This window comes from Herbiconiux aconitum (genome assembly GCF_024979235.1).
In the GTDB taxonomy this organism is placed as follows: Bacteria; Actinomycetota; Actinomycetes; order Actinomycetales; family Microbacteriaceae; genus Herbiconiux; species Herbiconiux aconitum.
This window is the reverse complement of sequence record NZ_JANLCM010000001.1, coordinates 402,552-429,353: the sequence shown is the minus strand read 5'-3', so window position 1 is coordinate 429,353 and position 26,802 is coordinate 402,552. Positions and strand designations below refer to the sequence as shown.

Genomic DNA, 26,802 nt, shown 5'->3' with positions numbered 1-26,802 from the left:
ACCAGCTTAGAAGACCTACCTCCGCTGAGGAGGCTCAGACGACTATGTAGCGGGCCAATTGAGGGAGAAGGGCATCGCTGACGGTGTTCGGCCCTCCGAGCACGATGATGCGCAAGGGATTGAGGCGGTCGAGTTCCGTCTTAACCGCGTCGGGGATGCCGTCTTTCGTGACGAGCAGCACAGGGGCGCCATGCATGATGGCGGCGGCTGAACCGGAAAGTGCGTCGGGGAAGACGGTTCCAGAGGCGACGTACACTGTGGGAGCTCCCGTCGAGTGGCCGTAGTGCGAGACTGCTGCCGAGACGGCGTAACGGTCGTCGCCGTCCACGCGAACGACACGGGTAGTAGGCGAGGCGTACGCAGAGATGGCGGCAAACGTTGCGTCGCTCACGGAGTTGCGGCCACCGACGACGACGATCTCGAAGCTCTCGTGACGTTCCAATTCCGCTGCCACTGGGCTCGGGATGCCATCGCGGGTGACAAGGAGAACCGGTCCGTCACCCGTGGTGCCCGCGGAACCAGAGAGCGCGTCGGGAAACGTCTCGCCCGACGCCACGTAAATGGTTGGCACGAAGGTGCCGCCGAACATCGCTTTCGACAAGGCGGAAGAGACGGCGTACCGGTCGGGGCCTCCGAGGCGTAGGGCGGGCGCGTATCCGCTGAGTGTGGCCTCGACACCCAGCGAAATGGAGTCGGTTCCGCCGACGATGATGATCTTCCCGGGCGTCAACCGGGAGAGTTCGGCCGCGATGGCACTGGGAACCGCATCGCGGGTGACGAGGAGGACGGGCCCGAAGCCACGGCTGGCGGCCGAGGCGGAGAGCGCGTCCGGGAAATTCTCTCCAGAAGCAATGAAGGCATATTGCACTCCCGAGTCGAACGTCTCGGCAGAGACAGCAGCGGAGAGGGCGTACCGATCGGGGCCGCCAATGCGCGACAACCCGGTGGGAACGGCGGCTTCCGCAGACGTGACTGTCGCGCCGGAGAAGAGGGCGATCGTGGCCGCTGTGGCGGCGACCAGACGAAAGAAGTGATGATGACGAAGCCTCATGATATTCGAGGATAACAGAGACAAACTCAGGTATTGGAGATGGATCACTACTTAGTGAGAACCGGGAAAGCCTCTGCGAGAGCGCCGATGATCGACTGGATGGCGATCGAGAGCAGGAGCAGGCCGAACAGGCGCGTGACGATGCTCATGCCGGTGGGTTTGACCACCCGGGCGACCTCGGGGGCGAAGAACAGCGCGACCGCGATCACGCCGGCCACCAGGAGATTGATGCCCACGCCGGCGAGCAGGTCGATCGGGCTCGGGTAGTCGTCGGCGAAGGTGATCACGAGGCTGATGGCGCCCGGGCCGGCGATCAGCGGAATCGCGAGGGGCACGACCGCCGGCGACTGCGAATCCGCCACGGTCAGCACGTTCTGCTTCGCGGTGAGCATGCCCCAGCCGATCGAGGCGACGAGCAGGTTCCCGGCGATCCGGAAGGAGGTCAGGTCGATGCCGAACGCCTCGAGGATGAACTTGCCGACCAGGAGCGACACCGTGAGCACCGCGAACACGGCGACGCCCACCAGGAAGCCGATCCGTCGCTGCCGAGCGCGGTCGAAGTCCTTCGTGAGGTTCAGGAAGATCGGAAGACTGCCGATCGGGTTGGCGATGGTCAGCAGGGCGATCGCGCTGGTCACCAGAGTCGGCGCGCTGATCACGTCGCTCACGCGAGGGCCTGCCGGGGAACGACGACCTGCTTGATGATGATGAGGATCGACGCCACCACGGGCACGGCGATCAGCGCGCCGAGCACGCCGAGCAAGGTGCCGCCCACTAGCGCTCCGATCACGACCAGGATGCCGGGCACGTCCACCGCCTTGTTCATGATCCGCGGGCTGAAGACGTAGGCCTCGACCTGCATGTAGACGAGGAAGTAGATGCCGATGGCGATGGCCGTCACCGGCGACACGGTGAGGGCGAGGAAGGTGATGAGGATGGCGCTGATCACCGTTCCCACCAGCGGGATCAGCGCGAGCAGGAACGCCACCACCGCGAGCGCGCCCGCGTAGGGCACTCCGATGATCAGCATCGCGATGAACCCGAAGACGCCGTTGGTGGCCGCGAGGATGACCTGTCCGCTCACGTATTTGCCGATCGACCGCACGATCTGCTCGCTGATGGCGACGACGCCTTCGCGCTGCGACATGGGCACCAAGACGTAGAAACTGTTCTTCACGGCCTCGAGCGACCCGAGGAAGAAGAGGGTGAGCACGAGCACCAGGATGCCGGCGGTGATTCCGTTGATGAGCGCCAACCCGACCTTCAGCACCCCGCCGCCCAGTGCGGCGAGATTGCCCGGATCGGTGAGGAAGTCGTCGAGGTCTTGAACGAGCTTCTGGGTGTCGACGGAGGTGCCGAAGACATCCGTGAACCAGGTCGACTGAGTGGCGGCCTTCACCGCGTCGGGAAGATTCGAGATCAGATCGGTGGTCTGGTCGACGAACGCCGGGATGACCAGGAAGAACACTGCCACCGCAAAGGCGATCACCAAGACGAAGACGATGAGGATGCTCCAGCCGCGCGGAATGTGCCGCCTCGTCAGCCAGCGCACCAGGGGATCGAGGCCGAGCGCCATGAACAGTGAGGCCAGGATGCAGATGACCACGGTCGACAACTGCACGAAGGCGAACCCCAGAGCGAATGCCACGAGACCGCCGAGGGTCGCGACGAATCCGATTCGGAAGGCGCCTGTGCGCATGTTGTGCTCCATCTCGCTGCCTTTGCGGTCCTACCGGATGTGACTTACACTGTGTGTCGGTAGTTGAAATCTGCCAAGCTTTTCTATGCCTATTTTCTGGGCCCTGAATCCTCAAGGTGAGTGTAGCGAAGCTGTGCGTCTTCAACGCTGTGCTGGTTACAGCATTAGGGCGGTGGCTCAATTGGTAGAGCAGCGGTCTCCAAAACCGCAGGTTGCAGGTTCGAGTCCTGTCCGCCCTGCTCCTGTTTGTGAAAGGTACTGACACGGTGGCACGAAAAATAATCGACGAACCTTCCGAGGACGTCGTCGAGAATGCCAAGAAGGAGCGGGCGGCACGGCGCAATCCGTTCGCCCGTATCGTCCTGTTCATCAGGCAGGTCATCACGGAGCTGAAGAAGGTCGTCACACCGACCCGGCGCGAGCTGATCAGCTACACGCTGGTCGTGCTGGTGTTCGTCGTCATCATGATGGCGATCGTCGTGGGGCTCGACACCGTGTTCGGCTGGCTCGCGATCGTGGTGTTCGGAACGCCATCCTGATCTCCCCGCACCATCCTGCGGCCCCGCGCCGCACCCGAAGCTAAGAAGTGGAAACGAATTCAGTGTCTGACGCAAAGCCCGAAGAAGCCGGTGTCCCGGCTGACCTCGACGCCCTCCTGGAGGCGATCGACGAGGCAGCCGACCCCGAAGCCGACGCGGTCGTCGACGATGCACTGAACATCGACGACTTCGACGAGGCCGCCGCGGTGCTCGACGTGCTCGAAGACCCCGATGCCGAGGTCGCCGACCAGCCCGTCGACGAGACCGCAGAAGAGGTCGAAGCGGATGCCGCCGACTCGTCCGCCTCCGAATCGGAGGAGTCCGGCGAGGCCGACGACGAAGAGGCCCCCGAGGTCGACCCCTACGACGCGTTCCGCGCCGAACTGCGGTCGCTGCCCGGCAAGTGGTACGTCATCCACTCCTACGCCGGCTTCGAGAAGCGCGTGAAGTCGAACATCGAGAGCCGCAAGACCTCGATGGGCATGGAGGACTTTGTCTTCCAGGTCGAGGTTCCGATGGAAGACGTCGTGGAGATCAAGAACGGCCAGCGCAAGCTGGTCACCCGCGTGCGCATCCCGGGCTACGTGCTCGTGCGCATGTTCCTCAACGAGGACAGCTGGTCGGTCGTGCGTCACACGCCGGGCGTCACCGGCTTCGTCGGCAACTCGCACAACCCGACGCCGCTGCGCTTCGAAGAGGCCTTCAACATGCTGAAGAGCCTCGTCGAGGTCAAGGAAGTTCCGACCGCGAAGTCCGCCGGTGGCAAGGGCGGCAAGGCCGTCTCGCGCAACATCCCCGCCGAGGTCGACTTCGAGATCGGCGAGACCATCACGATCAAGGAGGGCTCGTTCGCGGGTCTGCCCGGATCGATCAGCGAGATCAAGCCGGAGAGCGGCAAGCTCACGGTTCTCGTCTCCCTGTTCGAGCGTGAGACGCCCGTCGAGCTCAGCTTCGACCAGGTCACCAAGCTGTAGGGCCGTTCAGGCTTTTCGGCTAAGATATTTCGGTTGCCTTCACGGGCATCCGTCACACCACTGCAGGGAGAAGCCCTGTGGTGGGAGCGCCGCCTTCGTGCGGCTCGATAGAGAAGAGAAGAAATGGCACCGAAGAAGAAGGTCACAGGTCTGATCAAGCTTCAGATCCAGGCCGGCGCCGCCAACCCCGCACCGCCCATCGGGCCGGCGCTGGGTCAGCACGGCGTCAACATCATGGAGTTCTGCAAGGCGTACAACGCCGCGACCGAGTCGCAGCGCGGCAACGTCATCCCGGTCGAGATCACCGTCTACGAAGACCGCTCGTTCACCTTCATCCTGAAGACCCCGCCCGCGGCGGAGCTCATCAAGAAGGCCGCCGGCGTCGCCAAGGGCTCCTCCACTCCGCACACCGTCAAGGTCGCGAAGCTCACCAAGGAGCAGGTGCGTCAGATCGCTGAGCAGAAGCAGGTCGACCTGAACGCGAACGACATCGAAGCTGCAGAGAAGATCATCGCCGGCACTGCCCGTTCCATGGGCATCACGGTCGAGGCATAAGGAGGAGGCTGAAAATGGCACAGAAGTCAAAGGCCTACCGGGCCGCGGCCGAGAAGATCGAAGCCGGCAAGTACTACACCCCGTCCGAAGCCGTCACGCTCGCGCGTGAGACCGGCTCCGCCAAGTTCGACAGCACCGTCGAGGTCGCGCTGAAGCTCGGGGTCGACCCGCGCAAGGCCGACCAGATGGTGCGTGGCACCGTCATCCTGCCGCACGGCACGGGCAAGACCGCCCGCGTCATCGTGTTCGCGACGGGCCCCGCGGCCGAAGCAGCGATCGCTGCCGGCGCCGACGAGGTCGGTGGCGACGAGCTGATCGAGAAGGTGGCCGGCGGCTACACCTCGTTCGACTCCGCCGTCTCGACCCCGGAGCTCATGGGCAAAGTCGGTCGTCTCGGAAAGGTGCTCGGCCCGCGTGGCCTCATGCCCAACCCGAAGACCGGCACCGTGACCCCGGATGTCGCGAAGGCCGTCTCCGACATCAAGGGCGGAAAGATCGAGTTCCGCGTCGACAAGCACGCCAACGTGCACTTCGTGGTCGGCAAGGCCGCGTTCACGCCGGAGCAGCTCGACGAGAACATCAAGGTCGCTCTCGAAGAGGTGCTTCGCCTGAAGCCGAGCTCTTCCAAGGGCCGCTACATCCAGAAGGGCGCCGTTTCGACGACCTTCGGCCCGGGCATCCCGCTCGACGTCAACGCGATCTAGTTCGCCGCAGTACACGGAAAGGGCTCGCCTCACGGCGGGCCCTTTCTGCGTGTGCGGGGTGGCGTGGGCGACCGGGTAGATCGTCAGCTGTCGTGGAGTGTCGGAACCGGCGGGCCCTGCGAGGAGATGCGAAGTGCGCAGGTACCGTGGAGGAATGGTCACCAGGGTTCGCACCGCTCGCCTCGAGGATGCCGGGATCGTGTCGGCCGTGGCCGCCGAGACCTTCGAGATGGCCTGCCCTCCCAGCACCGCGCCGGCAGCGATCGCCGCGTTCATCGCCGAGAACCTCTCCGATGCCCGGTTCGCCGGGTATCTCTCCGATCCGGAACGCAGCGTGATTCTGGCCGACGTCGACGGTGAGATCGCCGGGTACACGATGCTCATCGGCGGCGAACCGACCGATCAGGCGGTGGCTGCAGCGGTGGCCGGGCGGCCGACCGTCGAACTGAGCAAATGCTACGTGCGCGAGAACTTCCACGGGTTCGGGGTGGCCTCGGCGCTCATGACGGCCTCGATCGAGGGCGCTGAGCGGTCGGGAGCGGCGAGCGTGTGGCTCGGCGTCAACCAGCAGAACGCGCGCGCGATCCGGTTCTACGAGAAGAGCGGCTTTCGGAAGGTCGGGGTGAAGCAGTTCCTCGTGGGTGACGAGCTGCACGACGACTTCGTCTTCGAACGGGCGCTGGCGCTTCCTGCACCGTCGTCTGAGTAGAAACTACTCATAACACCCAGAGCGAGATGGCGAACAGGGTTGAGGTACCGTAACCCGAAAGGCGGTCGCCATGAATCGTCCGAACGCACTCCGCTCCTTCAGCAGCACAGATCGCTTCCCGAAGGTGGCTTCGCTGGGCCTGGTCGCCGCCCTCATCGCCGTGATGGGAATCGGTGCCGCCTCGTCGGCGCAAGCCCTCTCCGCGCCACGGGCGCCCTACGTCATGCCGACCCCGACGCGCATCCAGGGTGCCGATCGTTACGACCAGGCGATCAAGGCGTCCTCCGCCATGCGCACAGCCGACCTCGTCTACGTCACGAGCGGCGAGAAGTTCGCAGACGCCTTGAGCACCGCAGCGGTGGCCGGGCGACATGGTGCGCCGTTGCTTCTCACCCCTCGAGCCGCGGTGCCGGAGAGCGTGATCGCCGAGCTGGGCCGACTCGAGCCCACGACGATCGTGGTGGTCGGAGGTCCTGCCTCTGTCTCCGACGAGGCCATGGAGCAGCTGTCTCAGCGCGTGGCCGGGGCCACTGTCGTGCGAATCGGTGGAGCGGATCGGTACGAGGTCTCCCGCAATCTCCTGACCGAACCGACCTTCGGCGCCATCCGGGGTGAAACGGTCTTCGTCGTCACCGGAGCGAACTTCCCCGACGCGCTCACCGCCTCACCCGCTGCGACCCACACCGGGGCATCCCCGGTGCTCCTCGTAGACGGAGCGGAGCATGTCGCGACGGAGGCGGAGATCTCGGTGCTCCACAGCTTGGGAGCCAATGACGTGCACCTGGTCGGGGGAGTCAACTCCCTCAGCTCGGAACTGGAAGTCAATCTGGGAGGTCGGCACTTCGTCGTCACCCGCTCCGAGGGCGCGGATCGTTACGAGGCGGGAGTCAGCGTCAATCGTTGGGCCTTTGAGTCAGCGTCGACCGTCTACCTGGCCAGTGGCACGGCGTTCCCGGATGCGCTGAGTGGCGGGCCACGGGCGGCTCAGTCCGGTTCCCCGCTCTATGTCGTTCAGCCCAACTGTGTTCCCGCATCGGTGCTCGGTGAGATCAAGCGGCTGCAGGCGCAGCAGATCATCATTCTCGGCGGGCCGGCCACCCTGGGTTCCGGTGTCGATTCGCTGACTCCCTGCTGATGCCGTGGCGGCCTCAGGGCCGCGCTTGTCAGAACGGCAGGTCGCCGATCTGGAGCACGAGCTTGCCCCGCGTGTGGCCGCCCTCGAGATCGCGGTGGGCCTCCGCAGCCGACTCCAAGGGGTACGTGCGGTCGACGTGCACGCGCACGTCGCCCGAGTCGATCAGCCGGGCGATCACGGCGAGGGTCGACGCATCCGGAGCGACTTTGAACGTGGTCGCCCGCATCCCGGCCGCCGCCGCCTCCTCCTCGAACCCCGGCCAGCTGCCGGTCGGCCCATTGATGATGAGACCTCCCGGGCGAAGCGTCGCCAGCGATCGACTCCCTGTGTCGGCGTGCACGTTGCCGAGCAGGTCGATGACCACGTCGAGGTCGGAAACGTGATCTTCGAATGCGACCGCGGTGTAATCGATCACAGTCGAGGCGCCGAGCTCTCGCAGCCAGCCTTGATTTCGAGCCGAACCGGTCGCCGTGACGCGCGCGCCGAAGTAGGCGGCGAACTGCACCGCGAAGTGGCCCACCCCGCCCGCAGCCGCATGGATGAGCATCCGTTGCCCCTCGTGCGCCTTCGCCAGATCGACCACCAGACCCCACGCCGTGAGCGCCGCGAGCGGAACCGCAGCAGCCTCGGTCAGCGAAAGCGCCTTCGGCTTACGGGCCACCTGCAGACTCGGCACGGAGACGTACTCGGCATACGACCCGGCCCCGCGCGGCACCGACATCATGCCGAAGACCTCGTCGCCGACGTTCAGCTGATGCCCCGCATACGGCGTCTCGACCACCACGCCCGCGAAATCGTAACCGAGGATGCACGGATACGACGAGATCGCGGCGGCCACTCCGCGCCCGGCTCGGGTCTTCGCGTCGAGCGGGTTCACGCCCGCCGCCGCGACCTTCACCAATACCTCGGCGTTCACCCGCACGGGGCTCGGCACCTCGGCGATCTCCAGCACCTCGGGGCCGCCGATTCCCGACATCAGGGATGCGCGCATCCTCGCCGGGTGGGTGAGGGTCGGGCTCGGCGCCGCCGGCGATCCACTCCGCTTCTCGATCATCCCTGTGCCTTCCGTCGATCTCCTGGAATACGCGATGGGGCTCGGGGACCCGCTTCACTGCGTTGCCTTGTGGCTACCCCCACGCTAATTGCTGAATAATTCACAGGTGTTACGGTCAGGTCACTGGGGTGCAAACTCGGTCGGGCCGCGTTAACATTCAGTAACTTCCGAACACCGCCCAGCCCGCACCGGCCGCACGCACGAGAGAGACCCGATCCATGAGTCCAGCCCGTCGGGCGCCGATCGCCCGTCTCTCTCCGACGGCGCGGTCTGGGGTGCTCTGGGCCGCGGCCGTTCTGGGCGCCGTCGGTCTCGCCCTCATCTGGGTGGCGCGCATCGCGGCGGCCCGCTTCGTCTACGTCAGTGAGCTCGGCGCCACCGGCGAACCGACGGCGGAGGTGTTCCGATGGGGCCTCGTTCTGGTCGCGGTGGCGGCGATGCTCGTGGCGCTCTGCGCTCCACGACTGCGCCCGAGCGTGCGCTGGCTCGCCGTGGCGCCGCCCGCCGCGGTGCTGGCGGGATCGGCGATCGCGTTCGGAGTCGCCTCGCAGATCACCTGCACGGTGGGGTGCCCGCTACCGGTGGGCCCGGCGTTCACCTGGCAAGACCTCATCCACACCTCGTGCGCCGTTCTGGGTTTCGCAGGCGCCGCCTTCGTGATGCTGCAGGTGGCGACGGATGAGGACTTCCGGGCGCTGGCACGCTTCTCGCTCGTGTCGGCCATCGCGGTGGCCGTCATAGCCGGCGTCGGTGGCCTGCTGTCGCTGTTCCGGATCGGCACCCAGGTGGGCGGCGTGCTCGAACTGGTCGCGACGACGATCGCACTGCTCTGGCTGGTGGGGCTCGCCGCGTTCCTTGCCGTCGCCGCGCGGCGCGACCTGCAGGTGGCGGCCGTCATCGACCGGTCGGACGCCGCGCACGGCGGTCACGAGCATCCGATCGCGCCTGCTCAGGCCCAGCCGAGCCAGGCCGCGACTCCGGCGCGCGTTGCCGCGACGTACTCGGAGTAGCCGTCGTCGCGGGCCGGGATCGGGATGCTCGCAGCGCCGTTCAGCTCATCCATCCAGAGTTCGGCGACCGACACCGGATGCACGGGGTCGAGCGGAGCCCACGTGATCGCCAGAGGCAGGTCGATCGACGACAGGTCGTCGTCGGAGCCGAATGCCGCCGAGCGCGGGATCTCGATCAGTCGCGCCGCACGCTCGGCTGCCCGCGGGCTGCGGAACTGCTGCAGAAGTCCCGCCGCTCCCAGCCGCGATTCAGCATGGGTGTCGGCGTAGAGCGAGGTCTGCAAGAACGCCTTTTCGCCCTCGACCGCGCCGCGGTCGGCCAGCAGCTCGCCGATCACCGGAAAGGCCCGCAGGTTGTGGGGGAGCGGCCGATCGGTGAATGACGGCCGCACGAAGACGATGCGGTCGATCGGGAGAAGTTGCCGCAGCGCCAGCCGCAAGGCGATCGCGGCGCCCATCGAGATGCCGATGACGGTGAGGGGTTCGCCCGAGCGACCGTCGGAATCCCTCGCCGACGCGACGCGGGCGGCGATGTCGTCGCCGAGTGCGTCGAGGGCGAACGACGCCGCCGGCCCGTTCTCGTCGCGCTGACCGTGTCCGCGGGTGTCGGGGGCCAGCAGGTGGGTGCCGTGCGGCACGATCGGCGCGAACAGCGACAGGGCCTGCTCACGGTCGCCACCGAGGCCGTGCAGCAGCAGAACGGTCACGCCGGCTGCCGCTCGCCGCGCATCCAGGCCAGCATCCGGTCGGCGCGGCGCACGAGCAGTTCGATCTGAGATTCGTCGCGATCGACCCATTGGCAGCGGGGCTCGGCGTCGACGGGCACGAAGTCGAGGTGCTGCTCCCAGACCACGAGGGTGCGCTCGGCGCCGAGAACGTATTGCTGCCACCAGACCTGTCGAAGATAGCTGCGCGGGATGCGCGACCACGGCTTCGAGGTGGTCTTGATCTCCGCGAGTTCGAGCGTTCCGTCGCCGGCCACCCGGATGCCGTCGGGTGTGGCCAGGTGCCGCCGGTCGCGCGAGGCATGGAACAGCGCGAAACTCGGATCGATCGCGTGCTCGCGCCGCACCCAGTTCGCGATTTCCGGCTCGCGTGCCCGCCCGTGGTCAGTGAAGGCGTTCCCGCTGAAGCCCGAGCCGTTGAGTTTTTCCCACGCGACGGTGGCGATCGCCTGGTCGCTGGAGAGGCGTGCGACATCCGTCGCTGTCACGCCGCGGCTGCGGGCGCGGAGCCACGCGACACGGTCGGTGGACTGCGCGACGACGCGCTCGAGGTGCGGCGGTCGCGGCGGCTCCGGGGCGACCTCGTCGTCGGTCTCCCACGGAAAGGAGAGCATGAGATCGGTCACGTCTCCATTGTCCCTCGCGCCCCGGACATCCCGCGCCGCCAGATGCGCTGAGTCGCCAGATTCCGACGGAATGGGGGGTCGGATTCCGTCAGAATCTGGCGACTCGATGGGCGAGCGCGTCGGTCACGGAAAGGGTTGCGCGAAGAAGGCTCGTTCGTGGTCGACCGAGCGCAGGAAGGCCGTGCGCATCGCCTCGACCCGAGCCGGCGCGGACACCCGAGCCGCGGCATCCGCGAACCCGATCGCCCGCTCGGTGGCGTCGGCGAACGCGGGGTCGGCGTAGCTCGCGAGCCAGTCGTCGAACGGATGCTCCGGGTGGCGTCGGGCGGAGAGGCGCGTTCCGAGGTCGGTGTAGACCCAGAAACAGGGGAGGAGTGCCGCGACCAGTTCGGCGTAGTCGCCGTGGGCAGCGACGGCGTGCAGGTGGTTGACGTAGGCCAGGGTGGTGGCGCTCGGCGAGGCCGGCGGTCGATCGTGGAGGCGTTCGCGGTGGAGGCGGGCCTCCTCGGCCAGGCAAGCGGCCGCGCTCGTGGCCCAGAAGATCTGCTCCTCGGCGGTCGGCGCGAGCTGGCTGGCGCGGGCGAGAACGCGCGCGTAGTCGCCGAGATAGAGCACGTCTTGCGCGAGATATGCCTCGAAGTCGGCGCGGTCGAGGGTGCCGTCGCCGAGCCCGCGGACGAAGGCGAGCGAGTCGATCGCCGCGCGCGCGGCGGCGGTCTCGCGCCAGAGCGCGGCGCTGAGCGGCCCTTCGGAGTCGTCGGATGCGTGTGCGCGCTGGACGGCCAGGGCGCGGCGGGTGGCGTGCGAGTGGTCGATCGGGCCGTTGCCGCGGCCGACCTGCAGTGCATCGGCCGCGCGAAGGGCGCCGGACAGCCACGTCTTCGCCTCGCGCAAGGCCGGCAGCCATCGTGCGCCGTCGGCGAGGTGGCGATCAGCGGCGCTGCCTCGGCCCGCTGAGCCACCGGCCGGAGCGTCGCCGGCCACGCCGTCGTCGGCAGGTGCATCGGCGGCCGACCCGAGGCGTGCACCGAGCGTTGCCATCGCCGACGAGAGGGAGCATCCGGTGCCGTGCGTGTTGCGGGTCTCGATCCGCTCGCCCGCCACCTCGTGCTGGTGGACCGCGCCGTCGCGAACCCAGACCAGCGCATCCGGAGCGGACGGGCCCGCGAGGTGGCCGCCCTTGACGAGCACGGTGGCGCCCGACGAGCGCGCGAGGTGCTCACCCTGGAGGAGCGCGCCCGCCCAATCGCGTGCCGCCGGCGCACCCACGAGCACGCCGAGCTCGGCGAGGTTGGGTGAGACGAGATCGGCCTGGCTGCAGAGCCGCCGTACGATCTCTTCGCCGTCGGGGGTGAGCAGCCGGTCGCCGCTGGTGGCGACGATCACCGGATCGAGCACCACGAGCGGCGGACGCACGGCAGCCAGCCACTCCGACACGACCCCCGCGAGCTCGGCGTTCGCGAGCATCCCGATCTTCACCGCGTCGATCTCGACGTCGTCGCTCACCGCATCGAGCTGTTCGCGCAGGAATGCCGCCGGCGGAACGTGCACCGACCTCACGCCCCGCGTGTTCTGGGCCACCAGCGCGGTGACCACGGCCATCCCGTATCCGCCCAGCGCGGCGATCGATTTCAGGTCGGCCTGGAGGCCGGCGCCACCCGTCGGATCGGTGCCCGCGATGCTCAGCACCCGCGGGATCGCCGCGGAGGCGGATGCAGACCTGGACACCGATGCGGACCCGGACGGGAAGGCTGCCCCGATCCCGTCGCCCGTCATCGCGCGCCCTCGTTCCGGAGTTCCGCGAAGCGCGCAGCGGCGGCCCGCGGATCGGGCGACGCGCAGATCGCCGACACCACGGCCACACCGGCCGCCCCTGCGGCGACCAGCCCCGGCACATCCGCCTCGACGATCCCGCCGATCGCGACGCAGGGCAGCGACGACGCGGCGGCCAGAGCGGCGAATCCGTGGATGCCGAGGGGCTCCGGATGGTCGGGCTTCGTCGTGGTGGGGCGGATGACGCCGACTCCCAAGTAGTCGACCGTGCCCTCGGGCAGGGCGGCGACCGCGGTGAGGTGGGCGGGGGTGTTCGCGGTGAGGCCGATGACGGCATCCGGACCGAGGAGGGTGCGCGCCGCCGACACCGGCAGGTCGCTCTGGCCGAGGTGCACGCCGTCGACCCGCGCGCCGGCGAGCCGCGCGGCGAGCACCACGTCGACGCGGTCGTCGATGAGGAAGAGGGCCCGCCCGTCGATCACGGCGGCGAGTTCGACCGCTGCGGCCAGCAACGCGGCGGGGCTGGCGTCGTGATCGCGCAGCTGCACCGTGGTCGCGCCGCCGGCGACGGCGGCGTCGACCACCGCGGCGAGTCCGAGGCCGTGGCGCCCGGCCATCGCGGTGTCGGTCACGAGGTAGACGCCCAGCGCGAGGCGCATTCCGACCGAACGATCGGATGCGCCGGAATCGCCGGATGCGCCGGATACGACTACTGCGCCGCCCGGGCGCACGCTCACGAGAGCCGCGCTTCGGCCGCGACCTCGGCCGGAGTCACCGCGGCCAGCGCGTCCAGCAGCCCGACCGCGAAGCTCCCCGGCCCGGCGGCAGTCGCCGCCGCGTGCTCGGCGGCGATGCCGTAGACGCTGGAGGCCGCCACGGCGGCATCGAACGGCGATGCCGCCGCCAGGAAAGCCGCCATGACGGCGCCGAGCGCGCATCCGCCGCCCGTCATTCTCGTGAGCATCGCATGGCCGTTCGCCACCCGCACCCAGCCGAATCCGTCGGTGACGATGTCGACCGGTCCGGAGATCGCGACCACGCCGCCGGTGCGGCGGGCAATCGCGCTGCCGGCTTCGAGGGCGTCTTCGGCCGTGTCGACCGCGTCGACGCCCCGTCCGCCCGATCCGGCGCCCGAGAGCGCGATGATCTCCGACGCGTTGCCCCGCACGATGGCCGGCCGGAATTCCAGCAGCTCGTGCGCCAGCGCCGTGCGGATCGGCAGCGCCCCGACCGCCACCGGGTCGAGCACCCAGGGCGTGCCCTCCTGGCGAGCGGCCGCGACCGCCTCGCGGGCGGCGTCACGCTGTTCGTCGGTCGGGGTGCCCAGGTTCACCAGGAGCCCCGAGGCGATGCGCGCGAACGGGCCGGCCTCGCCCGGGATGTCGCACATCGCGGCCGAGGCCCCGATCGCGAGCAGCGCGTTGGCGGTGAATCCGGTCACCACCGCATTGGTGATGCACTGCACCAGCGGTTCGCGCTCGCGCAGGGTGGCGAGGAGGTCGGACGGGTGGACTGGCGTGCGAATGCTCATTCGCGACATCCCTTCGCTAGTACGAACTAGATCAGGTTCGACGGGTTTCATCTCAGCCCGCGAAGGGCACCCCGTGTCACTACCGACGAGGCTAGCAGCGCGCGTATTCACAGGGCGCTTAACGGCATCACATAGGTGCCTCATAGGAAACTGTCAATACTGGAACTGTGACCATCGACAGATCTCTCATCTCCGGCAGTTCTTCCAGCGGAGCCAAGCAGCCGAAACTCCGCCGCGCTGACGGCACTCCGGTGCGTGCGCTCGTGGTCGACGACGAGAACACCCTCACCGATCTGCTCTCGATGGCTCTCCGCTACGAGGGCTGGGAGGTCAAGACCGCGAGCGAGGGCCGCCAGGCCATCACGATCGCCCGCGAGTTCCGCCCCGACGTCATCGTGCTCGACGTGATGCTGCCCGACATCGACGGCCTTCAGGTGCTCAACCGGGTGCGCGCCGACGGTCACGAGACCCCCGTTCTCTTCCTCACCGCGAAGGATGCCCTCGACGACCGGATCGCCGGCCTCACCGCCGGCGGAGACGACTACGTCACCAAGCCGTTCAGCCTCGAGGAACTGGTCGCGCGCCTGCGCGGCCTCATCCGTCGCTCGACCCTCGTCGTGGCCGACGCCGACGACCCGGTCGTGACGGTCGGCGACCTCGAGCTCAACGAAGACAGCCATGAGGTCTTCCGCGACGGCGATCCCATCGAGCTCACCGCCACCGAGTTCGAACTGCTGCGCTTCCTCATGCGCAACCCGCGCCGGGTGCTGAGCAAGGCGCAGATCCTCGACCGGGTCTGGAGCTACGACTTCGGAGGCAAATCGAGCGTGGTGGAGATCTACATCTCCTACCTGCGCAAGAAGGTGGATGCCGGTCGTCCGGCGATGATCCACACGGTCCGCGGCGCAGGCTACCTGCTGAAACCCGCGCTGTGACCATTCGCCGCACGCTGATCCTGAGCGTGCTCGGCCTGATCGCCCTGGCGGGGCTCGTGATCGGCGTCGTCAGCACCATCGCGCTCAACGGCTTCCTGCTCGACCGGCTCGATTCGCAGGTGCAGGAGGCCTCCGACCGAACAGTCTTCTCGATCACCACCCAGGCGCAGCCCACCGGACCACAGCCGGGAATCTCGCTCGGGCAGGCCTCAGGAACCGTGGTGGCAGTGGTCTCGGCCGGAGTCGCCACCAACGGCTACGTGCTCGACGACACCGGTCAGCTGCAGCCGTTGACCACGGCGCAACTCGCCGCGCTCGACGGGGTTCCCGGGTCGGCGGTGACCCAGCTCGTGCCGGCCGACGGCGGGGGAGCCAGCGTCGAAGCCCCTGATCCGCAGAGCGTCACCATCGACGGTCTCGGCGCCTATCGGGTGGAGGGGCGTACCGTCACCGCAGCCGGCGACATCGTGGTGACCGGCCTGCCGTTGGCCGACGTCAACAGCACCGTCTCGCAACTCGTGATCGTGATCGTGCTGGTCACCGCCGGCGCCATGGCGCTCGCCGGAGTCGCGGGCTTCCTCGTCATCCGGCTCGCCCTGCGTCCGCTCGACCGCGTCACTGCGACGGCGTCGCGCGTGGCCGAACTCCCACTCGACCGCGGAGACGTCGCGCTCGCCGAACGGGTGCCGGCCTCCGACACCGACCCGAGATCCGAGGTGGGCCGGGTCGGTCTCGCCTTCAACCGGATGCTCGAACACGTCGCGAGCGCCCTCACCTCCCGTCAGCACAGCGAGAACAAGGTGCGCCAGTTCGTGGCCGATGCGAGCCACGAGCTCCGCACGCCGCTCGCCTCGATCCGGGGTTACGCTGAACTCACCCGCCGCACGGCGCCGGAGCTGCCCGACGAGGTCTCGCACTCGCTCGGCCGCATCGAGTCGGAGGCGACCAGGATGACGACCTTAGTCGAAGACCTGCTGTTGCTCGCACGCCTGGATGCCAAGCCCGAACTCGATCTCACCGAGGTCGACCTGTCGATCGTGCTCGTCGACGCCGTGAGTGATGCCCACGTCGCCGGCCCCGACCACGTCTGGGACCTCGACCTGCCCGAGGAGCCCGTTCTCGTCTCCGGCGACGCCCCGCGGCTGCACCAGGTGTTCACCAACCTGCTCGCCAACGCACGGGTGCACACGCCGGCCGGCACCACTGTGCGGGTGAGCGTGACCGCGGATGCGCGGGAGGAGGCATCCGTCGCCCTCGTCACCGTGGCCGACGACGGACCGGGTATCGCCCCTGAACTGCTGCCGACACTGTTCGAGCGCTTCGTGCGCGGCGACGCCTCGCGCTCACGGCACGCGGGCAGCACCGGGTTGGGCCTCGCGATCGTCGAGGCGGTGGTGGATGCGCACGGCGGCAGCGTGAGCGTGCGCAGCGAGCCGGGCGAGACGGTGTTCACGGTGGCGATCCCGCTGCGGGCGACCGGCTGACGCGTCGCGCCGAGAAATGAGCCGAGTCCGTTTCTGCCGCGATCGGGGTACGTTGAAGAGCAGGCCATTTTGGCTGAGGGCCATAAGCCCGAGTCCCGAAAGGTATGGAACCCCTACATGAACATCCTGCTGATCGTCATTGCCGTCATAGCCGTGATCCTCTTGTTCACGGGAGGCTTCGTGCAGACCCTGAACTTCCTGCTCTGGATCGGTCTGATCCTCCTGGTCTTCGCGGTGATCGTCTTCATCGTGCGAGCCGTCTCGGGCAACCGGAAAGTCTGACCCTCATGCCCGATGACGAGCAGAGCGAACCCATCATGGTCGGCAGCGACGACGCGTCCGTCGTCGAGAAGGCCGAGGGCATCATGGCGCAGGTGAAAGCCGACGCCGGGGATGCCTCCGAGCCCGAGCTCGTCGACCTCCTGCGGGAGCGCTTCGCCGACGCGGGCATCGAATCCGACGACCACGACCTCGCCCGCATGGCGCGGTGGATCGCCGGAGACGAATAGAGGCAAGAAACGCTGATCAGGAAACGCTGATCACAGCGACCCGCGCATCCGATTTGCACTGGATGCGCGGGTCGCTTACTCTGTACGAAGCCAAAGACCGCTGGTCATCGATGTGCGCGAAAGCAACCATCGATCGAAGTCTCGTGAGAACGAAGACCCGCGCAGGTGCACGTAGTTAGTTCGAGCAGGTCTCCTGCTTCTCCTCGCTCCGGCCCTGTGCCGGAGCTTTTCTGTTTGTCTGAACAGCTTGTGAGCCTCCGTACAGCAGTCGTCCCGGCTGAAACTGACTACTACTAGGAGCGCCATGGCGAACAAGGAAGCCTCGGTAGCCGAGCTCACGGAACTTTTCCAGAGCTCGACCGCCGTTCTGCTGACCGAGTATCGCGGTCTCACGGTCGCACAGCTCAAGCAGCTGCGCGGCTCCATCCGTGAGCACGCGTCATACGCCGTGGTAAAGAACACGCTGACCAAGATCGCGGCGAACAACGCCGGCATCTCGTCGTTCGACGACGAGCTCGCCGGTCCGTCCGCGATCGCGTTCGTTCACGGAGACCCCGTGGCCGTCGCCAAGTCGCTGCGTGACTTTGCCAAGGCAAACCCTCTGCTGGTCGTGAAGGGCGGTTACTTCGACGGTAACCCTCTGACCGCCGCCGAGGTCACCAAGCTCGCCGACCTCGAATCCCGTGAAGTTCTGCTGGCGAAGCTCGCCGGTGCCTTCAAGGCTTCGCTGTTCGGTGCCGCATATCTCTTCAACGCCCCGCTGTCGAAGGCCGTTCGCACGGTCGATGCGCTGCGTGAGAAGCAGGAGTCCGCTTCCTGAGCGCAGGCTCGTGAGCGGTTGAACTAACTACCAAACAAGGAGAACATCATGGCAAAGCTTTCCACCGAGGAACTGCTTGACGCATTCAAGGAGCTCACGCTCATCGAGCTGAGCGAGTTCGTCAAGGCATTCGAGGAGACCTTCGAGGTCACCGCGGCTGCCCCCGTCGCCGTCGCCGGCGTTGCCGGCCCGGCCGCCGCTGCCGAGGAGGTCGAGGAGCAGACCGCTTTCGACGTCATCCTCGAGTCGGCCGGCGAGAAGAAGATCCAGGTCATCAAGGAGGTGCGCGCACTCACCAGCCTCGGCCTCGGTGAGGCGAAGGCTCTCGTTGACGGCGCCCCCAAGGCCGTGCTCGAAGGCGCGACCAAGGAGGCCGCTGACAAGGCCAAGGCTCAGCTCGAAGAGGCTGGCGCCACCGTCACCCTGAAGTAGTCTTCTCTCCTTCCAACGGATGCCCCGGGCCACTGGCTTGGGGCATCCGTCGTTAACTCCTCGCGAGGAGCGCCAGGGAGGCGGATGCGTGGGCGGCCGCCTCGGAGCGGGTGGGGGCCGGGGTGAGGTCGAGCAGGCGGCGGCGGTGGGGCTCGCCGAGCAGCACGGAGTAGAGAGCCGCCGCACGGGTGGGCGTGTCGCCGCCGGGCGGTAGGTAGCTTGCCAAGAGGTCGATCGAGTGCAGTGGTCCGCTGGCATAGAAGGTCTGCGCCAGATCGGGGAAGCGCCGCGCCTCGGCGATCACCGACCGGTGCAGGGCGACCGCGGAGTCGGAGTGCAGCACCATGACCATCTCGGTCGCCACGTCGATCAGGGAGCCGGCATCCGTCGCCACCGCTCGGATGTGGTCGTGCTCTCGCTCGACGGCCGCAGCGAACAACGCCGCCTTGTCGCCCACGTCGGTGTAGAGGGTGCGCTTCGTGACTCCGGCGGCGGCCGCGATCTCGTCGAGGCTGGCGGCGCCGAAGCCGCGCCCCGCGAAGGTTGCGACGGCGGCGTCGAGGATGCGTTCCCGCCGCACTGCGCGCTCGTAGGCGGTCGGTCTGCCGCGCTTCGCCATCCGGCCTCCCCGCTGTTCAGGGTAAATGATACTATCTAGTGTCATTAAAGGAGGCTCGCATGGCCCTGATCGCACACGTCGCCATCGTCGACGACTGGGAATCGGCACGCAACCTGGGGGAGTACGAGGTCTCCACGCGCGGTGTGAGCCTCGACGAGGCGGGGTTCGTGCACGCGGTCGCCCTCGACGGCGTGCGCGGGGTGCTCGATGAGTTCTACGCCGACATCCGCTTCTCGCTGCTGCTCGTCGTGCTCGACACGGATGCGCTGGCCGCCGCCGGTCTGCAGGTCACCGAGGAGACCCCCGGCTTTCCGCACATCCACGGGCCCATTCCCACCGACGGCCCCGCTGTCGTGGCCGAACTGCCGATCGACCGCGCCGCCGGCGACTTCGTGGTGCCCGACCTCAGCCGATTCGCGGGCGGGGACGCGCCGTCGACGAGCGCATGATGAGGGTGGCCGGCAGCACCGTGTGACGCTTCGGGGGCGTCCAGCCGGGCTCCTCGAGCTGGCGGATCACCCAGTCGACCACCTGTTCGCCCTGCAGATCGGGCCGCTGCTCGATCGAGGTGAGCCCGAACATCTCGGCCAGGGGGTGGTTGTCGATGCCGATCACCGAGAGATCGTCGGGCACGGAGATGCCGAGCTCGCGCGCCGCGAGGATGACCCCGATCGCCACCTCGTCGGCCGCGGCGAAGATCGCCGTGGGGCGTCGACGGGGGTCGCCCAAGATCTGCTTTCCCACGCGATAGGCGCTCGGGATGTCGAAGCGGGTGGCGACGTAGGAATCCTGGTCGTAAGGGATGCCGGCCTCGGTGAGCGCCTCCATGTACCCCTTCAGGCGCTTGGAGTGCACGTGGAAGTCCATCTGCTCGTCGACGTCGCCGCCGATGTGCATGATGTCGCGGTGCCCGAGCAGCAGAAGGTGCTCGGTGGCGAGTCGTGCGGCCGCCACGTCGTCGATGCTGAGCGTCGGGATGCCTTCGAGCGGCCCTCCGATGCCGGCGATCGGCTTGCCGAGGGCGAGCAGTCGCTCGGTCTCCTCGGGCGTGATCTCGAGGGTGACCGCGATAACCGCGTCGACGCGCTTGCGCACCAGGAAGTACTCGAAGACGCGTGTGCGTTCGGCGTGCGATTTGGTGAGGTTGTAGAGCATGAGGTCGTAGCCGCGGTCGAGCAGCGCGCGTTCGACGCCCTCGATGATGCTGCCGAAGAACCACTGATTGATCACCGGGATGATGACACCGACGTTGTTGGTGCGACCGGTCACGAGGCTCGACGCGCTGGAGGACACCACATAGCCGAGGGTGGCTGCGGCCTGCGCCACGCGGGACCGGGTGTCGCTCGACACGTAGCCGCGACCACTCAGGGCGCGGGAGACGGTGGCCTTGGACACACCGGCCAGGCTCGCCACGTCATCGATCCCCGACACGTTCGACCTCCTCGTCTGCAAACGCTTCCAGAATCTTAGCGCCTGGCCGCGACGCATGACGAAATCGGCGGCGGCGGAGCTCGGCGGAGCCGCTGCCATGAGAGCGCTCTCTGCAACCAAATCGTTACATTCTGCGGAGTCACACGAGCGGGTTGTGATTTGCTGAGAGTTATGGAAAGGTTTCCCTACACGAGCCGCCGATGGCACCACAACGGCGGCGCGTCCACCTAGCCGGTCACCAGATCGGCGGTGGCCCGGGTCGATCGATCCGCGCCACCTCTACTCAATGAGGAGGAGAAATGCGGGCTACCTTGCACCGCCGGGTCACAGCACCCATCGCAATCGCGGCGGGCCTCGGCCTCGCGCTCGTCGGCTGTTCCGGCGGAGCCGGAGGGGGCAGCGCAAACGAAGCGGGCGAAGCCGACGGCGTCGTCACTGTCTACGGCACGATCGCCGACACCGAGGCAGAACTTCTCGAACAGTCCTGGGCGGACTGGGAGAAAGAGAACAACATCGACATCCAGTACGAATCGTCGAAAGAGTTCGAGTCGCAGATCGGTATCCGCGCCCAGGGTGGCAACCCGCCCGACCTCGCAATCTTCCCGCAGCCGGGTCTGCTCGCCGACCTCGCGTCGCGTGGCTTCCTCAAAGAGGCCCCTGAGGGCGTCGAGAAGAACGCCGACGAGTTCTGGTCGACCGACTGGAAGGCCTACGGCACCGTCGACGACACCTTCTACGGCGCTCCGCTGATGGCGAGCGTCAAGGGCTTCGTGTGGTACTCCCCGAAGCAGTTCGCCGACAACGGCTGGGAAGTTCCGAAGACCTACCAGGAGATGCTCGACCTGACCGCGAAGATGCAGACCACCCTGGGCAAGCAGCCCTGGTGCGCCGGCTTCGGCTCGGGCGACGCCACCGGATGGCCGGGCACCGACTGGGTCGAAGACCTGGTGCTGCGCCAGTCGGGTCCTGACGTCTACGACGAGTGGGTGAAGAACGACGTCAAGTTCACCGACCCGCAGATCTCCGACGCCTTCGACGCGGTGGGCGACATCCTGCTCGACCCGAACTACGTCAACGCGGGCTACGGCGACGTCAAGTCGATCAACAGCACCGAGTTCGGCGACGTGGCGACGGGCATGGCGCAGGGCACCTGCTCGCTCACCCACCAGGCCTCGTTCTTTGACGGCTTCCTCACCGACGCCGGCGCGACCGTGGGTCCGGACCAGCAGATCTGGGCCTTCGTGACCCCGCCGATCGAAGAGGGCGAGACCGCCGTCACCGGTGGTGGCGAGATCGTCGGAGCCTTCTCCAACGACGCCGACACCGTGAAGGTGCAGGAGTACCTCTCCAGCCCCGAATGGGCGAACAGCCGAGTCTCGCTCGGTGGTGTCATCTCCGCGAACAAGGGTCTTGACCCGGCCAACGCGCAGAGCCCGATCCTGCAGCAGGCCATCGAGATCCTGCAGGACCCGAACACCACGTTCCGCTTCGACGCCTCCGACCTGATGCCCGGTGCCGTTGGCGCCGGAACCTTCTGGAAGGGAATGGTCAACTGGATCGACGGCACCCCGCAAGATGAGGTGCTGAGCTCCATCGAGGCCGGCTGGCCGACCGAATAGGTCGTTCGGCTCGCACGTTCAGTACGAATGGTTGCAGTGAGGCCGCCCGAAGTGATTCGGGCGGCCTCCGTGCACCCCGGTGCTACGGTGTCCTCACGACGCCGACGCGTCGGGCCGTTCCTGAGTCCAGAGTTGTACTCGAAAGGTTGTCATGTCGGATTTCCTTACCTGGGTCGGTGGCCTGCCGGCACTGGCCCAGATCCCCATCGTGGTCATCGCGTTCGGCATCGTCGTCGCGCTGATCCTCTTCTTCGTGGAGATCGCTCCTCGCTCCGGGCGTAAATACACGATCATCCGCCTCGCCGTCTGCATCATCGCCCCGTTCCTGGCGTTCGTGCTGATCGGATCGGTCTGGTGGGCGGCTCTCATCGCCGCGGCCTTCGGCCTGCTGTTCTTCTGGCTCGACCGTCGGTCGAGCCAAGGCGCCGGCTACCTGTTCCAGCTCTTCGGATTCCTCGCCCCCGCGATCATCCTTCTGCTGGTCGGACTCATCTACCCCACGGTGAAGACCTTCATCGACTCCTTCTTCTCCAGCCGCGGCAACTTCGTGGGCCTCGACAACTTCGCCTGGGTGCTCACCAGCCCGGCCAACCTGAGGGTGATCCTCAACACGATCATCTGGGTGCTCGTGGTGCCGACGCTGTCGACCGTCTTCGGTCTCGCCTACGCGGTGTTCATCGACAAGAGCCGGGGCGAGAAGTTCTTCAAGATCCTAGTGTTCATGCCGATGGCGATCTCGTTCGTCGGCGCGTCGATCATCTGGCGCTTCGTCTACACCTACCGGCCCGAAGACCAGAACCAGATCGGTCTCCTCAACCAGGTGGTGGTGTGGCTCGGCGGTCAGCCCGTGCAGTGGTTGCAGGAATCGCCCTGGAACACCTTCTTCTTGATCGTGGTGCTCATCTGGATTCAGACCGGATTCGCCATGGTCGTGCTCTCAGCGGCCATCAAGGGCGTGCCGACCGAGCAACTGGAAGCAGCTGAGCTCGACGGCACGAACGCCTGGCAGCGGTTCACCAACGTGACGGTGCCCGGCATCCGATCGTCGCTGATCGTCGTGATCACCACCATCTCGATCGCGTCGCTGAAGGTGTTCGACATCGTGCGCACGATGACCGCGGGCGCGAACGACACCAGCGTTCTCGCGAACGAGATGTACACGCAGTTCAAGAACTTCGAATACGGGCGGTCGGCGGCCTTCGCCGTCATCCTGTTCGTGCTCGTGATGCCGATCGTCATCTACAACGCACGGCAGATCAAGAAGCAGAGGGAGATCCGATGAGCGCCGTCCAGCCGATCGACCTGCCGGTCGATCCCGAGACCCGGAGCCAGCTCCGCGGTGGAGAACGCGAGATCGAACGCGAGGAGACCGCCGTCAAGCGCACCAAGCGACGGTTGACGAGCCGTGGCGCCACCATCGCCGCGCTGATCATCGCCATCCTGTGGACGATCCCGACCTTCGGTCTGTTCATCTCGTCGTTCCGCGACCGGAACGACATCCAGACCACCGGTTGGTGGACGATCTTCAGCAACTGGGGCTTCACGCTCGACAACTACGCCGACGTGCTGCAGGCCGGCAACTCGCAGGTCACGATCGCGTCGTCGTTCATCAACTCGATCGCGATCACCATCCCGGCCACGCTCATCCCGCTGGTCATCGCCTCGCTCGCGGCCTACGCCTTCGCGTGGATCGACTTCAAGGGCAAGGACTGGCTGTTCATCGGGGTGTTCGCGCTCCAGATCGTGCCGATCCAGATGGCGTTGGTTCCGCTGCTGTCGCTGTTCTCCCGCGGCGTCTCGGTCGGTGACGACTGGATCTTCTCGGGCGTTCCCTCGGGCGGCACCTTCTCGCAGGTCTGGATCGCGCACACGATCTTCGCCCTGCCGTTGGCGATCTTCCTGCTGCACAACTTCGTGTCGGAGATCCCTCGTGAAGTGATCGAGGCGGCCCGGGTCGACGGCGCCGGGCACGGGCAGATCTTCTTCCGCATCATCCTGCCGCTCACGATGCCGGCGCTGGCGTCGTTCGCGATCTTCCAGTTCCTCTGGGTCTGGAACGACCTGCTGGTGGCGCTGATCTTCGCCGACGGCTCGGTGGCGCCGATCACCAAGCTGCTGGCCGAGATCACAGGAAGCCGCGGTCAGGACTGGTACCTGCTCACCGCCGGCGCGTTCCTGGCCATCGTGGTTCCGCTGATCGTGTTCTTCGCTCTGCAGCGCTTCTTCGTGCGGGGCCTGCTGGCTGGTTCCACGAAGGGCTGATCGGCAGTTCGCGTCGGAAATCGCAAACGTCGCGGTGACCGGGCTCCCAAAGGGGCCGGTTGCCGCGACGTTTGCTGTTTCGAACCGCCGAGCGTGTGTCGCGTTCGTTCAAGCGCGACGGTGCACGGCGGATGAGGATGGTCGAGACGGAAGGAACACATCATGACCGAGAACACCATCGCCCGCGCGAGCACGGTGGTCGACGCCACCCCTGACGAGGTCTGGCGGGCGCTCACCGATCCGGCCATCGTGAAGGAGTACTTCTTCGGCACCACCGTCACCACCGACTGGCAGGTCGGCAGCCCCATCACCTACTCGGGCGAGTGGGAAGGCACGAGCTACGAGGACAAGGGCGAGGTGCTCGAGGTCGACGAGCCGCGCCGATTGGTCACGAGCTTCTTCAGCCCGATGAGTGGCAAAGCGGATGCGCCCGAGAACTACCAGAGAGTCACCTACCTGGTCGAGGAGACGGATGGCGGCACCCGCGTCTCGGTGGAGCAGGACAACAACGCCGACGACGAGGCCGCGGCGCACTCCTCAGGAAATTGGCAGATGATCCTCGACGGCCTGGCGGGCGTGGTCTCCCGCGCGTAGGCGCTCGCCGCGAAGAGGTGCGGTTCCGCTGCGGGCGAAGGGCGGCAGCGATGTCGTACGCCGGGCGTATTGTGGCCGTGTGAGTGGAGTTGGCGGCGGTCGGATGAGTGCGGTCGCGGCTGCCGGCGGCTCGGCGCGCGCGGGTGGCGGCGGGGGCGGTGGAGGTCGCATCTCCGGCGGCGACGCGCGGGCGCAGCGCGCGGCCAATGCGGCGGCGCCGAAGATCCCACATCTGCTGCGGCGCATCTCGACGCTGTTCGTGCCGTATCGCGCGGCGCTCATCACCACCGGCATCCTGGTGCTCATCACGGCGGGCCTGACCGTGATCCCGCCGCTGCTCACGCAGCAGGCCTTCGACCTCGGGCTCTTCCCGGCCGGCGGCAAGCCGAACATCCCGGTGCTGATCGAACTCGTCGGCCTCATGGTGCTGATCTGGATCGTGTCGGCCGCGCTCGGCGTCTGGCAGACCTACCTCACCGCTCGGGTGGGCAACCGCGTGATGGGCGATCTGCGCATCCGGTTGTTCAGCCATCTGCAGCGGATGGAACTGGCCTTCTTCACGCGCACCAAGACGGGCATCATCCAGTCCCGCCTGCAGAACGACGTGGGCGGTGTGGCGAGCGTGCTCACCAACACCGTCTCGAGTGTGCTCGGCAACACGGTCACCGTGATCGCGGCGCTCGTGGCCATGCTGGTGCTGAGCTGGCAGCTGACCGTGGTGGCCATCGTGTTGATGCCGCTGCTCGTCTTCGTGCAGCGCCGCGTGGGCCAGGTGCGCGCGCGCATCGCGGCGCAGACGCAGGAGTCGCTCTCCGACATGACGGCCATCACCCAGGAGACCCTGAGCGTCTCGGGCATCCTGCTGGCCAAGAGCTTCAACCGGCAGGCCGCCGAGGTGGCCCGCTACTCCGACGAGAACGACAACCAGATCGGCCTGCAGGTGCGCCAGCAGATGAGCGGTCAGTGGTTCTTCGCGATCGTGCAGATCTTCCTCTCCATCGTGCCGGCCATCGTCTACCTGGTGTCGGGCTACCTCATCAACGGCGGAGTCGACATCACCGCGGGAACGATCGTGGCCTTCACCACCGTGCAGGCCCGACTGATGTGGCCGCTGCTCGGACTCATGCGCGTGGGTCTCGACCTGCAGACGAGCGGTGCCCTCTTCGCACGCATCTTCGAGTACCTCGATCTGAAGCCGGCAATCTCCGACAAGCCGGATGCGGTGACGCTGCCGGCGTCGACGACCGCGGGCCGGGTGGAGTTCGACCACGTGAGCTTCGTCTACCCCGACGGCGAGCCCGAGCATCCGACCCTCGACGACGTGTCATTCGCGGTACAGCCGGGGCAGTTCGCCGCGTTCGTCGGCCCTTCGGGCGCCGGCAAGACCACGGTGTCCTACCTCGTGCCCCGCCTCTACGAGGCGACGTCGGGTGCCGTGAAGGTCGACGGCGTCGACGTGCGCGACCTGCAGCACCAGTCGCTGATCGACCGGCTGGGCATCGTGAGCCAGGAGACCTACCTCTTCCACGCCACCATCGCCGAGAACCTGCGGTATGCCAAGCCCGAGGCCTCGCTCGAAGAACTCGAGAGCGCGGCGCGGCGGGCGAACATCCACGAGCGCATCATGAGCTTTCCGGGCGGCTACGACACGGTGGTGGGGGAGCGGGGTTACCGCCTCTCCGGCGGCGAGAAGCAGCGCATTGCCATTGCGCGGGTGCTGCTGAAAGACCCGGCGGTGCTGATCCTCGACGAGGCGACCAGCGCCCTCGACTCGATCTCCGAACGCGTGGTGCAGGATGCGCTCGACCAGGCTGCGCACGGGCGCACCACCATCGCCATCGCCCACCGCCTTTCCACCATCGTGAACGCCGACGTGATCTTCGTGGTCGACGCCGGGCGCATCGTGGAATCGGGCACCCATTCCGAGCTGCTGGCCCTGAACGGCGCCTACGCCGGCCTCTACGCGCAGCAGCTCGCGAACGCATAGCGCCGGCGGCTTCATATCGCGTGAC

General features: G+C 67.2%; 30 protein-coding genes, 1 tRNA gene and 1 riboswitch. Of the genes, 20 read left to right on the top strand and 11 right to left on the bottom strand.

What is annotated here, in order from left to right:
* Positions 1-34: 34 nt before the first annotated feature.
* Genes N1027_RS01945 through N1027_RS01935 form a run of 3 tightly spaced genes read right to left on the bottom strand, consistent with a single transcriptional unit; the run spans position 35 to position 2,750 of the window.
* Positions 35-1,099: a cell wall-binding repeat-containing protein gene (locus N1027_RS01945; protein WP_259504551.1), complete on the bottom strand. Its 1,065-nt coding sequence runs from the start codon at positions 1,097-1,099 to the stop codon at positions 35-37.
* Positions 1,099-1,719: a MarC family protein gene (locus N1027_RS01940; protein ID WP_259504549.1), complete on the bottom strand. Its 621-nt coding sequence runs from the start codon at positions 1,717-1,719 to the stop codon at positions 1,099-1,101. The genes N1027_RS01945 and N1027_RS01940 overlap by 1 nt, the downstream gene beginning before the upstream one ends.
* Complete coding sequence (locus N1027_RS01935; protein WP_259504547.1) at positions 1,716-2,750, bottom strand: AI-2E family transporter; 1,035 nt, start codon at positions 2,748-2,750, stop codon at positions 1,716-1,718. Before N1027_RS01935 ends, N1027_RS01940 begins: the two co-directional genes overlap by 4 nt.
* 166 nt (positions 2,751-2,916) lie before the next feature.
* Here N1027_RS01935 and N1027_RS01930 point away from each other — a divergent pair.
* The 7 genes from N1027_RS01930 to N1027_RS01900 all read left to right on the top strand — a co-directional run bounded on the left by N1027_RS01930 (position 2,917) and on the right by N1027_RS01900 (position 7,366).
* A tRNA-Trp gene (locus tag N1027_RS01930) sits at positions 2,917-2,989 on the top strand.
* A gap of 27 nt (positions 2,990-3,016) precedes the next feature.
* Positions 3,017-3,289: a preprotein translocase subunit SecE gene (gene secE, locus N1027_RS01925; protein ID WP_259504544.1), complete on the top strand. Its 273-nt coding sequence runs from the start codon at positions 3,017-3,019 to the stop codon at positions 3,287-3,289.
* Between the two features lie 62 nt (positions 3,290-3,351).
* Positions 3,352-4,263, top strand: a complete 912-nt coding sequence (gene nusG, locus N1027_RS01920; protein WP_259504537.1) for a transcription termination/antitermination protein NusG — start codon at positions 3,352-3,354, stop codon at positions 4,261-4,263.
* A gap of 123 nt (positions 4,264-4,386) precedes the next feature.
* On the top strand, positions 4,387-4,818 hold the full coding sequence (gene rplK, locus N1027_RS01915; RefSeq protein ID WP_259504531.1) for a 50S ribosomal protein L11: 432 nt from the start codon (positions 4,387-4,389) through the stop codon (positions 4,816-4,818).
* A gap of 14 nt (positions 4,819-4,832) precedes the next feature.
* A complete protein-coding gene (gene rplA / locus N1027_RS01910) occupies positions 4,833-5,522 on the top strand; it encodes a 50S ribosomal protein L1 (protein ID WP_259504523.1) in 690 nt (229 codons plus the stop codon).
* A 154-nt stretch (positions 5,523-5,676) separates the two neighbouring features.
* Entirely contained in the window at positions 5,677-6,231 is a 555-nt protein-coding gene (locus tag N1027_RS01905; protein WP_259504514.1) for a GNAT family N-acetyltransferase, read from the top strand.
* A gap of 70 nt (positions 6,232-6,301) precedes the next feature.
* A complete protein-coding gene (locus tag N1027_RS01900; RefSeq protein WP_259504511.1) occupies positions 6,302-7,366 on the top strand; it encodes a cell wall-binding repeat-containing protein in 1,065 nt (354 codons plus the stop codon).
* A 28-nt stretch (positions 7,367-7,394) separates the two neighbouring features.
* Here the strand turns inward: N1027_RS01900 and N1027_RS01895 are convergent, their stop codons facing one another.
* Positions 7,395-8,420 (bottom strand): NADP-dependent oxidoreductase, encoded by a 1,026-nt coding sequence (locus N1027_RS01895; protein ID WP_372499650.1) that lies wholly within the window; start codon positions 8,418-8,420, stop codon positions 7,395-7,397.
* A gap of 218 nt (positions 8,421-8,638) precedes the next feature.
* Here N1027_RS01895 and N1027_RS01890 point away from each other — a divergent pair, with 218 nt between their 5' ends.
* Positions 8,639-9,430, top strand: coding sequence for a DUF998 domain-containing protein (locus tag N1027_RS01890; RefSeq protein WP_259504510.1), 792 nt, complete (start codon positions 8,639-8,641; stop codon positions 9,428-9,430).
* Here N1027_RS01890 and N1027_RS01885 read toward each other — a convergent pair.
* The 5 genes from N1027_RS01885 to thiM all read right to left on the bottom strand — a co-directional run bounded on the left by N1027_RS01885 (position 9,370) and on the right by thiM (position 14,094).
* Positions 9,370-10,137, bottom strand: a complete 768-nt coding sequence (locus N1027_RS01885; protein WP_259504508.1) for an alpha/beta hydrolase — start codon at positions 10,135-10,137, stop codon at positions 9,370-9,372. The two genes, N1027_RS01890 and N1027_RS01885, sit on opposite strands and share 61 nt — an antisense overlap.
* Complete coding sequence (locus N1027_RS01880) at positions 10,134-10,781, bottom strand: YqaJ viral recombinase family protein (RefSeq protein ID WP_259504506.1); 648 nt, start codon at positions 10,779-10,781, stop codon at positions 10,134-10,136. Before N1027_RS01880 ends, N1027_RS01885 begins: the two co-directional genes overlap by 4 nt.
* 123 nt (positions 10,782-10,904) lie before the next feature.
* Entirely contained in the window at positions 10,905-12,557 is a 1,653-nt protein-coding gene (locus tag N1027_RS01875; RefSeq protein WP_308199765.1) for a bifunctional hydroxymethylpyrimidine kinase/phosphomethylpyrimidine kinase, read from the bottom strand.
* Positions 12,554-13,291: a thiamine phosphate synthase gene (gene thiE / locus N1027_RS20075; RefSeq protein WP_308199764.1), complete on the bottom strand. Its 738-nt coding sequence runs from the start codon at positions 13,289-13,291 to the stop codon at positions 12,554-12,556. The genes N1027_RS01875 and thiE overlap by 4 nt, the downstream gene beginning before the upstream one ends.
* A complete protein-coding gene (gene thiM, locus N1027_RS01870) occupies positions 13,288-14,094 on the bottom strand; it encodes a hydroxyethylthiazole kinase (RefSeq protein WP_372499648.1) in 807 nt (268 codons plus the stop codon). Before thiM ends, thiE begins: the two co-directional genes overlap by 4 nt.
* Positions 14,077-14,169: riboswitch (TPP riboswitch) on the bottom strand. It overlaps the preceding gene by 18 nt.
* Positions 14,170-14,252: 83 nt before the next feature.
* On the opposite strand from thiM, the gene N1027_RS01865 reads away from it, so the two are divergent.
* From N1027_RS01865 to rplL, 6 genes are all read left to right on the top strand, one after another.
* Positions 14,253-15,020 (top strand): response regulator transcription factor, encoded by a 768-nt coding sequence (locus N1027_RS01865; protein ID WP_259504502.1) that lies wholly within the window; start codon positions 14,253-14,255, stop codon positions 15,018-15,020.
* Complete coding sequence (locus N1027_RS01860) at positions 15,017-16,504, top strand: sensor histidine kinase (protein WP_259504500.1); 1,488 nt, start codon at positions 15,017-15,019, stop codon at positions 16,502-16,504. Before N1027_RS01865 ends, N1027_RS01860 begins: the two co-directional genes overlap by 4 nt.
* 117 nt (positions 16,505-16,621) lie before the next feature.
* Positions 16,622-16,786 (top strand): hypothetical protein, encoded by a 165-nt coding sequence (locus N1027_RS01855; RefSeq protein WP_259504498.1) that lies wholly within the window; start codon positions 16,622-16,624, stop codon positions 16,784-16,786.
* Between the two features lie 5 nt (positions 16,787-16,791).
* Entirely contained in the window at positions 16,792-17,013 is a 222-nt protein-coding gene (locus N1027_RS01850; RefSeq protein ID WP_259504496.1) for a hypothetical protein, read from the top strand.
* A 304-nt stretch (positions 17,014-17,317) separates the two neighbouring features.
* Entirely contained in the window at positions 17,318-17,833 is a 516-nt protein-coding gene (gene rplJ / locus N1027_RS01845; RefSeq protein WP_259504494.1) for a 50S ribosomal protein L10, read from the top strand.
* Positions 17,834-17,881: 48 nt separating this feature from the next.
* Positions 17,882-18,265, top strand: coding sequence for a 50S ribosomal protein L7/L12 (gene rplL / locus N1027_RS01840; RefSeq protein WP_259504493.1), 384 nt, complete (start codon positions 17,882-17,884; stop codon positions 18,263-18,265).
* Positions 18,266-18,317: 52 nt separating this feature from the next.
* On the opposite strand, the gene N1027_RS01835 is transcribed toward rplL, so the two are convergent.
* Positions 18,318-18,884, bottom strand: coding sequence for a TetR/AcrR family transcriptional regulator (locus tag N1027_RS01835; RefSeq protein WP_259504491.1), 567 nt, complete (start codon positions 18,882-18,884; stop codon positions 18,318-18,320).
* A gap of 59 nt (positions 18,885-18,943) precedes the next feature.
* Between N1027_RS01835 and N1027_RS01830 the strand changes: the two genes are divergently transcribed.
* Entirely contained in the window at positions 18,944-19,333 is a 390-nt protein-coding gene (locus N1027_RS01830) for a DUF952 domain-containing protein (RefSeq protein ID WP_259504489.1), read from the top strand.
* Here N1027_RS01830 and N1027_RS01825 read toward each other — a convergent pair.
* A complete protein-coding gene (locus tag N1027_RS01825) occupies positions 19,290-20,315 on the bottom strand; it encodes a LacI family DNA-binding transcriptional regulator (RefSeq protein ID WP_259504487.1) in 1,026 nt (341 codons plus the stop codon). The two genes, N1027_RS01830 and N1027_RS01825, sit on opposite strands and share 44 nt — an antisense overlap.
* A gap of 299 nt (positions 20,316-20,614) precedes the next feature.
* Here N1027_RS01825 and N1027_RS01820 point away from each other — a divergent pair, with 299 nt between their 5' ends.
* The 5 genes from N1027_RS01820 to N1027_RS01800 all read left to right on the top strand — a co-directional run bounded on the left by N1027_RS01820 (position 20,615) and on the right by N1027_RS01800 (position 26,777).
* Positions 20,615-21,934: an ABC transporter substrate-binding protein gene (locus N1027_RS01820; RefSeq protein ID WP_259504486.1), complete on the top strand. Its 1,320-nt coding sequence runs from the start codon at positions 20,615-20,617 to the stop codon at positions 21,932-21,934.
* Positions 21,935-22,085: 151 nt separating this feature from the next.
* Positions 22,086-23,216, top strand: a complete 1,131-nt coding sequence (locus N1027_RS01815; RefSeq protein WP_259504484.1) for a carbohydrate ABC transporter permease — start codon at positions 22,086-22,088, stop codon at positions 23,214-23,216.
* Positions 23,213-24,196, top strand: coding sequence for a carbohydrate ABC transporter permease (locus N1027_RS01810; RefSeq protein ID WP_259504482.1), 984 nt, complete (start codon positions 23,213-23,215; stop codon positions 24,194-24,196). The genes N1027_RS01815 and N1027_RS01810 overlap by 4 nt, the downstream gene beginning before the upstream one ends.
* Before the next feature lie 162 nt (positions 24,197-24,358).
* Complete coding sequence (locus N1027_RS01805; RefSeq protein WP_259504480.1) at positions 24,359-24,790, top strand: SRPBCC domain-containing protein; 432 nt, start codon at positions 24,359-24,361, stop codon at positions 24,788-24,790.
* A 103-nt stretch (positions 24,791-24,893) separates the two neighbouring features.
* Complete coding sequence (locus tag N1027_RS01800; protein WP_259507860.1) at positions 24,894-26,777, top strand: ABC transporter ATP-binding protein; 1,884 nt, start codon at positions 24,894-24,896, stop codon at positions 26,775-26,777.
* Positions 26,778-26,802: the final 25 nt, after the last annotated feature.